Origin of the sequence: Enterococcus montenegrensis, assembly GCF_029983095.1 — a bacterium.
GTDB classification, from domain to species: Bacteria; Bacillota; Bacilli; order Lactobacillales; family Enterococcaceae; genus Enterococcus_C; species Enterococcus_C montenegrensis.
On record NZ_CP120467.1, the window covers coordinates 794,892 to 808,822 of the forward strand.

Sequence of the window (13,931 nt, forward strand, 5' to 3'; positions counted from 1 at the left end):
GGATTTTTTTATTTGCGCGTAATTTCGTTAAATCCTAGCTGGCTATCAGTGGCGCAAGGGAATTCATTATCTTTACTTTTACTGTTAGTCAGCTCAGCTGATCGCGTTTATACAGCTTCTATTTTACGTCGAGATTTTTATACATTTCTAAAACGGAAAGGACTTTCAGCGTTTCGTCGTAATAATTTTGACCGTGAATTGGCTCTTGGATGACCCATTTTTGTGAGGTAACTAAACCACTATAAGGATCTTCGTGATAAGCGCCGACTAAAACGGGGGCAGAAAAGCTTTGATTTTGGTAATCTACTAATGCTTTGCCCTTTAAATTGTAGCCGGCAAAGACCATATTCTCTTTTTCAAAAAAGCGTAACATTTTACTTAAGATAGGTGCCAGGCGTTTATCATTAGATTGGGCTAAACGCAAAGGAATGCGACAGGCGTTAGCGGAATAATCGCCGTCATATTTGTTATTAACTTCGTTTGCTTTAGCAGCGATCACACGGTTATCTTTGATCCAGGCAAAGTCTGGCATAAGACCGGTTTTGTGTTGCGCCGATAATTGTTGCAATAATTCAATCCCGCGGTCATTTAACTGTTGCCAAAAACGATCGCCAGTAAATTTATAAAAGGCATCAAAATACCCCGGCATAATGTCAGAAGGACGTAAAATTTGGCTGGCTTTTTCATCGACAGTTGCCCAATCTCCGACAGTTAGAAAGCCGGTATGGGGATTATAATTGTATGCTTTAATCGCCTGTAATAAGTTTTGGGCAGCTGTTTTATAGTCATGTTTACTATTGGGCCATAACTTGCTGGCCATAAGCAGACTATAGGCAATGTCTAAATCACCATCGGTTGCATTGTGTTTACTATCTGAAACCCAACCTTTTTTTGTTTCCGCTTGCCGCCACTGCATCAGGGGCTTTTTTTCGCTGATTTGGTAATGAGTGTAATAGCGATATAATTTTTCAAAATCTGCTTCTTTGGCAAAACCTTTTTCTGCGGCTAAGGTTACAATCACCATGCCATAGCCTTGCGCTTCTGACAGGGCCGTTTTACCTTTAGCAGCTGTATTCACTATATCTCCTTGTTTGGAAGATACTAGATAGTGTTCGCGCCAATCATCATACATTTTTTGTTGGATATGGGCACGGTTGTCTTTAATCGCCATAAATAAAATTGCGACATAAGATACCAGCAAAATTGCTGCTATGCCCCATAATACTAAGGGTTTTTTCTTCATCGCAAACCTCCACCTTCAAATATTTAACAAAGATTAATCGTTGAAACGCTGTGTTTTATACCATTTTGTACCATCACGTTTAAAAATGCGGTCTAATACTAAAGAAAAGAAAGCCACAATTGAAACGCCTAAAAACAATTGGGAATAAGTAAAATAAGAAGCAACCGAGTACAAAAAGTTTTCTGTAGTTGCTTGGCCGTACTGACTAACTAAAGCAATATTGATTTGTAATAAATAAATGGCAAACATCATCGCCCAATTTACTAATAAAATAGCAGCTATTTGGCGATTGCCACCACCAAAAGTAAAGGGCATTTGCAAGGTAAAACCAATAAAATTCAATAACATCGTCACCAGATTAACAAGGAAAATCCCAGAAGAGATAACAATGGCACAGTTAAACCAAAAGAAAGTATTGATGTAATAAAAGACTTCCCATTTGATGCGCCAGTTGCTTTTGTCAAAAAGATGCTTCAAGTTGCCCGTGATGACCTCATAATTTCCCTTGGCCCAACGTTTTCTTTGGCGATAGTAAACGCCGATTGTCTCAGGTTCTTGCTGAAAAGCTTCTGATTGGGGTGCTAAGGCAATTAATTTTCCCTGTTCCATAATTCGAAATGATAACGCGGTATCTTCTGTCAAGGCCCCGTTATCCCAGCCGCCAATTTCTCTGGCGTAATTTTTTTGGATAATAAAATTGGTGCCAGGAATATGCCCGATTTTAAAAAGTTGCCACAATCCTGTATGTTGAATGCGCTGGGATGTCACAACTTCTAAATTGATACAGCGGGTTAAAAAATTTTGTTTATAATTTCGTGTTTTATTGCGACCAAAAACGGCAGCGTAATTTTTGGGATCTTCAATCCCTTTTTTTACGAGAAAATAAAGGGCGTTGCGTTCTGGCATTGCATCTGCGTCATAGACGCACAGCCAGTCGCCTTTGGCTCTTGCTAAGGCGTCATTTAATACACCTGCTTTGCCACCTTTACCCCTGCGTTGGATAATTTCAATATTAAAGTCTGCATACTGGGGTAATCTCGTTACGCTAAGGGCCTCTTCATAGGTATTATCTGTACAATTATCCGCAAAGACTAAGATTTCCATTTGTTCTTTTGGATAGTTCAAATTCAATATTGCCCGCACAGTATCTTTAATGACGATTTCTTCATTGTGGGCTGGAACGACTATCGTAATAAGGGGATATTCTACAAGTGGATCTAATTTACGTTTAGGTGGTTTCAAATTTTTTAGTAAAAAAGTTACTGCGCCATAAATCGTTAAAAGTGAGAAGAAGACTGAAACCCAGATCGAAACAATTGTAAAAATCATTAAACCTCTAGCCACGCAAGTTCCTCCTTTTGAAATATTTCCAAACCCGCGATTGGATAATTAATGCACTGATAAATAGCAAGATTGTTGCAATGAAAAATAAAATGGTGACGACAATTGCCAGCCAATAAAAAATTGTCAGCATATTGATCCTCCTTAAACAATGTATTCTTCAGATAAATCGGTCTCGGCTTGACGATTTAGGCGACTTAAAACTTGTTCAGCAGTTAGCTGACTATCACGTTCTAAGACAATTAAACCAGAACGCAAGGTAATATCTTGGTTGCCGTCAAAAGGAATTAAAGACAGCTGCGTTTTGGTAATTTGCGTCAATTCTCTTAACTGCTCGATATTTTCTGTACCAACTAAAGATGTTAAAACGACAAATGCCCCATCCCCAACATAAAAAAGTTGTTCTTCTGGTAAACGAATGGTTTCTAAATCGTCCGCCAGTATTTTAATTAACTCATTGGTCTTGGTTTCACTTTGATAGCGGTATTGGTCTAAATAATCAATATAAAAAAGAGAAACTGCCAAACAGCGATCTAGTTTTGGCCGTAGTTCAATAGTTTCTACAAAACGTTGGTAGGATTCATTGAACTTTGTGAGGGTTCCAAGTTGGGTTAAGGCATCGGTATTTTTTAAATACGTCGCCATGTCTTTTCTACTGCTTATTACTTGTTTGCGTAAGAAAATATCCGTCTTAATGAAATAACCCAAAACAGTGAAGGCAGGAACGATAAAAATAAAATAGATTTTCAACCAATCAATCATGACAATTGGAAAAAAGTAGAGAGTAAAGCTACCAATGGCAATCATCATCAGCGAAACAATCACGACAAAAAGGGAGGTCCCCATCATGCCAAAAACAATACCTAAGAAGACCAGAATATTTGCGTAATAAAAAGTCTGGCGATCCACGTAATTGTATAGAATTAAATTTTGGAGTAAGTCTAATGCCATTAACAAAATGACGCCGAATTCTAAATGGATCCGAAAGCGGAGTTTGTTCATTGTATTCACCTCGTTATAATTGTCCTTTTCAACCCTAGCGTACCATAGCTTATAAAAATCTACCTTTATTTTGATTACAATGGTGTAAAAAAATTGCAGATAATGAGCGTTTTTGTGAATACGGTGTAAATTTTTAAAAGGGAAAATATTGATTTGACTGCTTTCGTGTTGTCTGGCTTTCATAAGAGCTTATTTAAGCAAAGGTAAAATTTCAAGAGATTTGAAAAAACGTTTATTACTGACGCGTTGAAGAAGTTTGCAAGCTTTTTTTAATGGACAGCTTCCAAAATCATCCTTTTGGTCATAAGTAAAAAATTGCTGGATAATTTTGTAACAGGATTATTTACTGTTCTATTTATTTGGAGAATAAAAAAGTATCAGTTGATATTAGTCAGTAAATAACAGACTTATTTTGAATATTACAATATATATTAGTTGTACTATTTTGGCAGGTATGGTAATAATACAAAAGAAGGATAGCGCTTGCTTTAGCTAAGCAGGCATAATAAAACAGCAAAAGTTCAGGAGGGATAAACGTGAAGGATGCAACGTATTACGCGGAGGCATTAAAAGCTGGGAATATTTCGATTGAGACGCTTTTAACCGAGATAACCAAAAAAGCAGCCGCAGAAGGTAAATTAAACGCTTTTGTTAGTGATTTTGATGTTATCGCAGCCAAAAAAGAATATGAACACAATAAAGATGGTGTATTTGGTGGTTTGCCTGTACCACTAAAAATTTTAGGACAAAATAAGGCAGGCTGGGCACAAACCTCGGCTTCACGAATTTTTAAAGATGCCAAAGCTAGCCACACAAATAATTTTGTGAAATCTTTAGCTGCAAGTGGTTTGACACCTTTTGGTCAAACCAACGCACCAGAATTTGGGTTTAAAAATATTACCGATCCGACACTTTACGGTCCAACACGTAACCCGTGGAATTTAGCCTATTCTCCTGGTGGTTCAAGCGGTGGGGCAGCGGCGGCTGTTGCCGCAGGGATTTTTCCTTTGGCAGCGGCAAGTGATGGCGGTGGTTCGATTCGCATTCCGGCTTCTTTTAGCGGATTGATTGGCTTAAAGCCAACCCGTGGCACGATTCCGACCGGCCCAGATTCTTGGCGTGACTGGCAAGGAGCAGCAATCAATTTTGCATTAACCGTTTCCATGCGGGATACAGAAAAACTCTTCTACGCTATGCGAGGGCAACATCCGGCAGCCCCTTATCAAGCACCAAAACTAGAGTGGGAAGATAAACCAACTAAAAATAAATTGAAGGTTGCCTATACCACAACCTCACCAGTTAAAAGTGATGTCTCAAAAGAAGCAAAAAAAGCTGTAAAGGATGCGGCTGAATTTTTACAGCAAGCTGGACATGAAGTCACAGAAATCACTTATCCACTTGATGGCAAACAACTGATTTTAGATTATTACAAAATGAATGGTGCTGAAACAGCGGCAATGTTTGCTGAAATACAACAAGGAATTGGGCGTAACGTCACAAAAGAGGACATGGAGTTAATGACTTGGGGAATTTACCAAGCAGGGTTGAAGACCTCGGCGGCAAAATATGTGGCAACTTTACAAAATTGGGATCGTGCAGCCTTTGTCATGGAGGAATTATTTACACAATACGATTTATTTTTAACACCGACAACTGCATACCCAGCACCGAAAATTGATGCAAGCCTACAAAGTGAAGCAATTTTTGCTAAATTAGCGCAAGCTGAAAATTTGTCTGAGGCACAAGCAGACGCACTTGTGTATGAAATGTTTGAAAAAAGCTTGGCTCTTTCGCCTTTTACCCAATTGGCTAACTTAACTGGGGAACCGGCAATTAGTTTGCCGACTTATCTTACTGCTGAAGGGCTACCTTTAGGAATTCAATTTATGGCAGCTAAGGGTCGGGAAGATTTACTTTTTCAAATTGGTACTATTTTTGAAGTAAATAAAAAATTTCATTTACCAAAAGCGTATCAAGATTAAATTGGACAAGACCAAACATATTGTTGCTGCTAGCTTTGGGGAATAAAAAGCATTCGCGGGTATTTGTATTTAACCTAGTAAATAAAAACTAGGATTAATAAATAATAAGCATTACAGGGGGAAGACGATGAAAAAATGGGCAACATTAGCAGTTATTGCAGTAAGCGGGATGGTTTTAGCCGCCTGTGGTAATGGAAATAGTAATACAAAAGCAGCAACAAAAGATGATAGTTGGGCTAAAGTAGAAAAGGAAAAAAACTTAACCGTTGCAACTTCGGGTACGTTATTTCCTTCTTCATACTATAACGATAAAAATGAATTAAATGGTTATGATGTGGACGTGGCCAAAGAAGTCGCCAAACGTTTGGGCGTCAAAGTTACTTTTAAGGAATACAATGTAGACGGTCAAATTTCTTCAATTAATCGCGGTGAGGCAGATTTTGCGGCTAATGACTTTGGTTTATCAAAAGAGCGGGCTAAGAAATTTTCCTTATCAGTGCCTATTAAATATTCTTTTGATAGCATGATTGTCCGAAAAAGTGATGATTCTGGTATCCATTCACTAGCTGATTTAAAAGGAAAAAAAGCCGCCGGTGAACCGAATACGAGCTATATGAAAATTGCGGAAAAATATGGGGCAACACCTGTAACTTATGATAATGCGACAAATGATCAATATCTAACCGACGTTGCCAATGGACGCACTGATGTTATCTTAAATGATTATTATTTACAAAAAATGTCCGTTGCAGCATTACCGGCTATTCCTGTTAAAATTTTAGAGGACGTGTATTTTAACGCTAACCACACAGGCTTTTTGTTTGTTAAAGAGCACAAGGCTTTAAAAGAAAAAGTTGATGAAACGCTAAAAGCTATGCAAAAAGACGGCTCGTTGAAAAAAATCTCTGAAACTTATTTTCAAACTGACGTTTCAGTTAAACCAAAACAAGAAATTAAAGAAACGGTGTCACCAGACTAATGTATATTCCAAAGCTTGATTTTGGCTTGATGCTTGCATCATTACCTTTTGTGTTGCAAGGCTTAAGTTATACGTTAGGGATTAGTTTGATTACTTTTTTATTGGGAAATATAATTGGGGTAATTCTTACAGTCTTGTCTTTTTTACCTAGTAAGATATTACGCAACCTAATTCGTTTTTATATCTCCTTTTTACGGGGAGTCCCAGCTCTGGTTTTGTTATTCTTACTTTATTTTGGGTTGCCATATCAACTGCCGGCGCTAACGGCTGCGATTATCTGCTTTAGCCTAACCAGCAGTGCTTTTATCGGCGAAATTTATCGTGGCGCTATTACAGGAGTAGAGCATGGACAATGGGATGCAGCTTACGCTACTGGCTTGAATTTTTGGCAGACGATCCGACTTATTATTTTGCCGCAAGCTTTTCGCTTATCCGTGCCGGCTTTAGGAAATGTGGCAATGGATTTAGTTAAAGGAACTTCACTGGCAGCCATGATTACGATTCCTGATATTTTTCAAAAGGCCAAAATTGTTGGCGGTCGGACATTTGATTATATGTCGATGTATATTTTAGTCGCTTTAATTTATTGGGGATTATGTATTTTGATTGGCTTTTGCCAACATCATTTGGAAAAATATTTTGAAAAACGTTTTGGCACGATAGACTAAGCCAAATGGTAGTGAGGGGATAGTTTTTTTTGCTATTCAAGATTACTGTAAAAGGATGATTAAATGTACAGAAAAATGCATATATTTAAATAATTATGAAAAAAATACTTGTGCATTTTTTTGTAACCTGTTATCCTTTGGGTAACGTTTACAAAAAAATTGGGAAGGAGGAAGCATGATGATTACATTAAACGAACTAAAATTCCATTCATTCATCGCAAATATTTCCTTACTCCCGTATGATATTTCCAATTAGTGCAATAGTATGCTGAATTAACAGTCAGACTCTGCCTTGGGTTTTATACTCGGGTAGAGTCTTTTTTGCGCGCAAAAATGATAAAAGCTATATCTTGCCAGAAGATTTTATCTAGCTTTTATAATAAAAACAGGCAAGGATTTCTTTTATTTTGGAGGTTATTATGAAATACGTTTTAAAGCATTTATTCACATATATTAAAGAACATAAAAAGCGTTACGCTGTCGTTTTGTTCTTTATGATTATTAACAGCGCGTTAGCTGTTGTACCAACTTATATTATTCGCTTGTTTATTGATGCCATTATCCAAAAGACACTGACATTTGCGTTATTGCTGCAATACGGTGGACTCTTTGCGTTAACGATTATCATGTGCTATTTGGCAGACTTTACTTGGACCTATCACTTGTTTATCGGGTCTTATGATTTGCAAAAAAGTTTGCGGGAGCAATTGATGGCGCATTTTCTAAAAATGGGGGCACCGTTTTATGAACGTTTTCGCACGGGCGATTTAATGACTCGTTCTAGTGATGATGTTCAAGTGATGGGGATGACTGTTGGTTATGGGTTAATGGTATTTATGAATACGAGTTTATTTTTGGGCTTTATTTTATTGATGATGGCAACGACAGTCTCAGCAGTTTTAACCATAATTGCATTATTGCCGATGCCGATTTTAGCCTATTATATTTTTAAATGGGGTTCAAAGGTCGATCGTCTTTTTACGGAAGCTCAAAATGCGGTTTCTGATTTGAATAGTGAAGTGTTAGAAATCATCGATGGCATTCGCGTGGTGCGGGCTTTTGGCTTAGAAGAAGAAACGCGCCAGGCATTTGAAGCGAAAACGACAGTCGTTAAAGAAAAAAACAATCGCGTTTCAGAACTAGATTCTCGCTTTGGTCCTTTGATTACGATTATCTTAGCCATTAGTTTTGTCACAAGTTTTGGTGTTGGGGCCTTCATGGTTCAAAAACAGCAAATCACAGTTGGTGCCATGGTTTCTTTTCAAGTGTATTTAACCATGATTGTTTGGCCCATGATTTCTGCTGGAGATCTGGTAAATGTGATGCAACAAGGGGCAGCATCTTGGCGACGAATCAATGAAGTTTTGCAAACACAAGATGATTTGGAACAAGCCGGGCCCAAAATGCTGCCAGCAGTTGCAAAAATCACTTTTGAAAATTATGATTTTTCTTATCCCTCTAGTTCTAATAAAGTTTTACAGCACATTGATCTCACGATAAAAAAAGGTCAAATTGTTGGGATTGTGGGAAAAACTGGTAGTGGCAAAACTACCTTGCTGCGACAGTTGCTCCATCGCTACCCATATTCAGATCAAGTTCCGCAATTAAACAATGTGCCTTTAACAGCTTTTGATACAGCAGCTGTTAGAAAGCAATTTGCCGAAGTTCCTCAAGAGCATACGTTGTTTTCCCGGACGATCAAAGAAAATTTACTTTTTGGTAAAGAAGATGCGACACAAGAGGAATTATGGCAAGCTTTAGCTAGTGCATCATTGGCCCAAGATGTTGAAAAAATGCCGTTACAATTAGAGACACTGATTGGAGAAAAAGGTGTTTCATTATCTGGCGGGCAAAAGCAGCGGTTATCATTGGCCCGGGCCTTTTTGCGCCACAGTGAGGTTTTGTTGTTAGATGATGCGCTTTCAGCCGTGGATGCCAAAACGGAGCAGGCGATTATTAACCAGCTTAAACTGCTCCAAAAAAATCGCACTTCCATTATTGTCACCCATCGTTTGTCAGCTATTACGTCTGCTGATCAAATTATTGTCTTAGAAGATGGCAACATCATTCAAAAAGGGACGCACCAGGAACTGATTAAAACAGCTGGCTGGTACCAAGAACAATACTATCATCAACAGTTGCAAGAAAAATAAAAAACCCTCAGGGAGGGTTGTCTCAAGTTGTTTGTTAAGGAGTAAAAAGATGTTTAAAATAATTAAGCGGCTTTTAAGCTATTTAAAAGCCCACAAATTAATCTTTGGCGTTAGCGTATTATTGTTAATTCTAGCTTCAGGCTTGGAGTTAATCTCGCCTTTAATTGCCAAAAGAATGATCGATAATGTTATGACACCGGCCTTTGACACTGGAAATTTGCCGGTCATGTTATTAATTCAATTATTAGCTTTTTATTTATTGTTAAATATTGTAGGTTCGCTTTTTCGTTATGTAAGTATTTTACAGTTGCGAAAAATGGCCAATCAAATTGTCAAGAAAATGCGGGATCAACTGTTTTCTCAGCTACACCAACTGCCGGTTGCCTATTTTGATACATTACCAGCAGGAAAGATCGTGGCCCGTATTACTAACGATACCGAAGTTTTGCGTTCAAGTTTTTATGTGAGTGTTATTAGTAATCTTTTAAGTAATGTTATTCAAATTATTGGCGTCTACATTGCGATTTTCTTATTGGACAGCCGTTTGGGGGCAGCACTTTTAACTTTATTGCCAGTTTTAGTATTGTGGCAGCACTTTTACACAAAAAAAGCAGCGAAATATAATTTGGCGATGCGAGAATATATTTCCCAAATCAGTGGTCAATTAAATGAATTTGTTCAAGGCGTGGCTGTGATTCAAGCTTTCCAAAAAGAAAAGCAGCTGTTAAAAGAGTTTCGTCAAACAGTTACGAAATGGTTTAACGTCGGTAAAAAAGCGCTCCTACTCGATGCAGGTGCGGCTTGGGGGTTGGGTACTTTTTTACGAAATATAACGATTTTACTCGTGATCACAACGCTGGCTAGTTTCTTTTTAAATGGCCAGTTGGCAATTTCCGCGGGGCTTTTATATGCTTTTATCGATTATATTAATCGCTTATTTGATCCCATTGAAGGTATGGTACAAACCGTAGCAGGTGTACAGCAATCCCTTGCGGCCGGTACAAGAATTTTTGAATTGGCCGATGAAAAAATAGAAAGCCAAGAAGAAAATGAGATTCAAATCAAAAAAGGTGCAGTGGCATTTAAAGACGTATCTTTTGGGTATACGAAAACACAACGGGTATTGCATCATATTGATTTTACAGCAGCACCCGGGGAAACTGTCGCATTAGTTGGTCATACTGGTTCGGGCAAATCTAGTATTTTAAATTTACTTTTTCGCTTTTATGAACCAGATAGTGTTGGTATTTTGATTGACGGTAAAAAAATTGCCGACTATAGTCGCCAATCGTTGCGGCGTTTTATGGCGATAGTCATGCAAGATCCCTATTTATTTAGTGGCACGATAGCCAGTAATATTCATATGGGGGATAAAAGTATTAGTGATGAAATGGTTTTAGCGGCTTTAAAACAAGTTGGAGCCCAAGACTTAATTGCCCGATATCCAGATGGTATTCACCATTTGGTAGTAGAAAAAGGGCAGGCCTTTTCCAGTGGTGAAAGACAGTTGATCAGTTTTGCTAGGGCTTTGGTATTTAACCCGAAAATTTTAATCTTAGATGAGGCGACAAGTCATGTCGATACCCAGACAGAAGCAATTATTCAAAAAGCAATGGAAGTACTGCAAAAAGGACGGACGACTTTTATTATTGCCCATCGACTTTCTACTATTAAAGAAGCAGATGAGATTTTAGTTTTAGATCAAGGGAGAATTGTGGAGCGCGGCAGCCATGATACGTTAGTGAAACAAGAGGGAATTTATTATCAAATGTACCAGATGCAAGCGGCCCAATTATCAGCATAATGGACAATTTTTGACATTCTAAATCCCTGTGTTAAAATCGTAGCAGACATTTTTAGCTGTTGGAAATGGATATTTTATAGATTGGAAGTTTAAAATGGTCAGTGATATTTTAAGTTTATTTGTCATGATTTTGGTTGGAATTTACAGTGCGTTGTTCTTAAGTACTGGCGTTTGGTTGTTGTATTTGCAAATCAAAAGTAAAGTCAGCAACATGGATCAGAGCGCTTGGGAAGCCTATTTCAATAAAATTCAACCTAAAGGAGTTATGCTTCGTGTCCTTGTTTGCTATGTTATTATTTTGGCGCTGATTGCAACGTTAAATACGTTTGCTGTTTGGCAGGGAAATTTTTACTATGGCATGTTGATGGTTGCCTGTGGTCTGTTCCATATTTTTTATAAGTTTCAAACCCAAAAAGGTGATTTTTCCAAACTTTTCAAAGGTCCGAAATCCTAGTTTTATATGTTGCAACTAAACTACCCGAAAAATTCCTACTCCTAAGTGCGCCCTGCTGTTTTTATTGAGGTGGCAAGGAAAGTGAATTTTTCGGGTATTATTTTCGCGTATTAATAGCGTGCTAATTTTTGCGCTTTTTGCGTATTGGCAAAATGTAGTTTAGCGTATTGTGCTAACAGCGTGATGCCGCCTTGCTGTAATATTTTTGCTGCCACTTGATCAGACTTACTACCAGCCCCTGAGGGTACAACAAAACCTAATTTCATTGAAGCCGCATCTAGCTCTGCTAAAAAACTAGCCCGGCATAAAATAGAAGCAGCGGCGACAGCCAGATGATATTGTTCCCCTTTTGTTACAAAATAGAGATTTTTAGTAACTTGATTTTTTTCCTGCTGCAAATATTTGCGATAATTTGCTTCTGAGGTGAATTGATCAATTAAGATTCCTTCTTCTTTAACAGGCGCAATTTTTTGCTGGAGTAAGTAAATTGCTTGATTGTGTAACGCGACTTTCATGCGTACAGCGTTATACTTTGGTTGGATTTCGTTATACTTTTTTGGTGTGACAATTAATTTTTGAAAAGGAACGACTGCTTCAATTTTAGGCGCTAGTTGCCGAATTTCTTTATCGGTTAACATTTTGGAGTCTTTGACGCCAATTTCTTTTAAGTATGCTAGATTTTCACTTGCTGCATAAACGGCACAGACTACTAAAGGACCAAAATAACTGCCATTGCCTACTTCATCACTACCGATGATACTTTTTTTGGCAAAATCTTTTGGCAGTCCACCAGTAGGTAAATTATTTTTTCCATTAGAGGTGCTGGTATTTTTTTTACTTGTATTACTTGCGACTGTCGCATTTTTGTTATCCCATTTACTAGCCTCACTTTGAGCGTTAGTACCTTGAAACATTACTTTACCAGAAGTATAGCCGGTGATTGTGACACCACTTTTTTTGGCAACAAATAAGGTATAGGGAGTTTTAGTGGGAACAGTAAAGGGCGCATAATGCGCTTTTAACTGATCAAGTTGAATTTTACTTAATTTTAAAATAATTGTATTCATCAAAACGTCCTTTTTTATGTTGTATTTGCTATTAGATTTTAACATAGATATAAAAAAGCAGAGGGTAAACAGGAGAATTTTAACTAATCGTGGAAATTTTACCGTTTTTACCCTATAATATACAGGAGTTTGCCGCTAAAACTTTTAGTGGTAAAAGTGCTATAATAATGCAGTTGGTTTTCTGAAAGTTATGAAGAAGGGAAGACAGAGCATGGTAGCGGAACGCAAACGCTATAAAGCTGTGATCGCTAATCGTAGTTATACGATTATTGGAAATAAGAGTTCACAGCATATGAATCTGGTCACAAAGCTTGTGAACGAACAGCTAAGTGAGATAAAGATGATTTCACCCCAGATTAATGATGAACAAGCTGCGATTTTATTAGCAGTCAATGCAGTCTCAGACCAAGTAGACAAACAAGCAGAAGTATTGCGGCTACAAAAAGAGGTGCAAGAACTACGGGAGAAGACAGTTCGAATTGTCGAATTGGAAAATCGCGTCAAACGAATTGAAGCAATTGAAAGCGAAGCGCGAAAATATTTGGCGGAACAAGGGCAAACAGATGTTAAAATCAAAAACCATGTTCACGCCCAACAAATTTTAAACGAAGCTAGAAAAGAACAAATTAAACAAAAGACGTCACTAGACAGAAAGGACTAACAGATGGTTGGATTATTGATTATCCTGATACTTGTGATTGCGTTTTATATTGGAGGTCGCCGTGGAACGCCATTACAATTAGTATACACGCTAGGATATTTTTTATCTTTTGCTGTGGCGTGTTTTAGTTACCAAGGCCTAGCAAAAAAATTGGAACTATACATTCCATATCCTTCTGTTACCCCAGATTCCAAAATGGTTTTTTATAGCCAAACGCAGTCTTTGGATTTGGATAAGGCGTATTATGCAGCAGTTGCATTTTTGGTAGTTATGTTTATTGGTTGGCTAGTTACAAGTTTAATTGCCGTCTTTTTAAACAATTTGCGTTTTAAGCGTCTATTAGAAAATTACGATTGGGTATTAGGCGGCTTGTTGAATGTCCTAACAGCTTATGTTGTGATTTTCTTTGTACTTTTTGTGTTAGCGATGATTCCTTTAGCAACAATTCAAAATATATTTCGAGATCACTTTTCCGCCCGCATGATTGTGGAACATTCCGTTATCTTGTCTTGGCTTTTTAAAAATCTGTGGGTGACAAGTATTCTTGCTTAAAAAACAGGGCAGTGTTTGGCAGCAG

The 13,931-nt window shown here is 37.8% G+C and carries 13 protein-coding genes; 8 read left to right on the forward strand and 5 right to left on the reverse strand.

Features of this window, described 5'->3' with window-relative positions; translation table 11 throughout:
- Positions 1-118: 118 nt before the first annotated feature.
- Genes P3T75_RS03840 through P3T75_RS03855 form a run of 4 tightly spaced genes read right to left on the reverse strand, consistent with a single transcriptional unit; the run spans position 119 to position 3,586 of the window.
- The gene (locus tag P3T75_RS03840) at positions 119-1,243 is read right to left on the reverse strand and encodes a glycosyl hydrolase family 8 (protein WP_206905195.1); all 1,125 of its coding nucleotides are present in this window, start codon (positions 1,241-1,243) and stop codon (positions 119-121) included.
- A gap of 33 nt (positions 1,244-1,276) precedes the next feature.
- Entirely contained in the window at positions 1,277-2,587 is a 1,311-nt protein-coding gene (locus P3T75_RS03845; protein WP_282462257.1) for a glycosyltransferase family 2 protein, read from the reverse strand.
- Positions 2,580-2,717, reverse strand: coding sequence for a hypothetical protein (locus P3T75_RS03850; protein ID WP_206905189.1), 138 nt, complete (start codon positions 2,715-2,717; stop codon positions 2,580-2,582). Before P3T75_RS03850 ends, P3T75_RS03845 begins: the two co-directional genes overlap by 8 nt.
- Before the next feature lie 11 nt (positions 2,718-2,728).
- Positions 2,729-3,586, reverse strand: a complete 858-nt coding sequence (locus tag P3T75_RS03855; RefSeq protein WP_282462258.1) for a hypothetical protein — start codon at positions 3,584-3,586, stop codon at positions 2,729-2,731.
- 536 nt (positions 3,587-4,122) lie between these two features.
- On the opposite strand from P3T75_RS03855, the gene P3T75_RS03860 reads away from it, so the two are divergent.
- The 6 genes from P3T75_RS03860 (at position 4,123) to P3T75_RS03885 (ending at position 11,626) form a co-directional block, all read left to right on the forward strand.
- Positions 4,123-5,568, forward strand: coding sequence for an amidase (locus tag P3T75_RS03860; RefSeq protein WP_282462259.1), 1,446 nt, complete (start codon positions 4,123-4,125; stop codon positions 5,566-5,568).
- Between the two features lie 127 nt (positions 5,569-5,695).
- Positions 5,696-6,547: a transporter substrate-binding domain-containing protein gene (locus P3T75_RS03865; RefSeq protein ID WP_282462260.1), complete on the forward strand. Its 852-nt coding sequence runs from the start codon at positions 5,696-5,698 to the stop codon at positions 6,545-6,547.
- The gene (locus P3T75_RS03870; protein WP_282462261.1) at positions 6,547-7,215 is read left to right on the forward strand and encodes an amino acid ABC transporter permease; all 669 of its coding nucleotides are present in this window, start codon (positions 6,547-6,549) and stop codon (positions 7,213-7,215) included. Before P3T75_RS03865 ends, P3T75_RS03870 begins: the two co-directional genes overlap by 1 nt.
- 419 nt (positions 7,216-7,634) lie before the next feature.
- Entirely contained in the window at positions 7,635-9,368 is a 1,734-nt protein-coding gene (locus P3T75_RS03875) for an ABC transporter ATP-binding protein (RefSeq protein ID WP_282462262.1), read from the forward strand.
- A gap of 49 nt (positions 9,369-9,417) precedes the next feature.
- Positions 9,418-11,172, forward strand: coding sequence for an ABC transporter ATP-binding protein (locus tag P3T75_RS03880; protein ID WP_282462263.1), 1,755 nt, complete (start codon positions 9,418-9,420; stop codon positions 11,170-11,172).
- Between the two features lie 94 nt (positions 11,173-11,266).
- Positions 11,267-11,626, forward strand: a complete 360-nt coding sequence (locus P3T75_RS03885) for a hypothetical protein (protein WP_206905173.1) — start codon at positions 11,267-11,269, stop codon at positions 11,624-11,626.
- 110 nt (positions 11,627-11,736) lie between these two features.
- Here P3T75_RS03885 and rnhC read toward each other — a convergent pair whose 3' ends face one another.
- A complete protein-coding gene (rnhC, locus tag P3T75_RS03890; protein ID WP_282462264.1) occupies positions 11,737-12,693 on the reverse strand; it encodes a ribonuclease HIII in 957 nt (318 codons plus the stop codon).
- 211 nt (positions 12,694-12,904) lie between these two features.
- Here rnhC and P3T75_RS03895 point away from each other — a divergent pair, with 211 nt between their 5' ends.
- Complete coding sequence (locus P3T75_RS03895) at positions 12,905-13,354, forward strand: cell division protein ZapA (protein WP_206905364.1); 450 nt, start codon at positions 12,905-12,907, stop codon at positions 13,352-13,354.
- 3 nt (positions 13,355-13,357) lie between these two features.
- On the forward strand, positions 13,358-13,906 hold the full coding sequence (locus P3T75_RS03900) for a CvpA family protein (protein ID WP_206905169.1): 549 nt from the start codon (positions 13,358-13,360) through the stop codon (positions 13,904-13,906).
- The last annotated feature ends 25 nt before the right edge of the window (positions 13,907-13,931 follow it).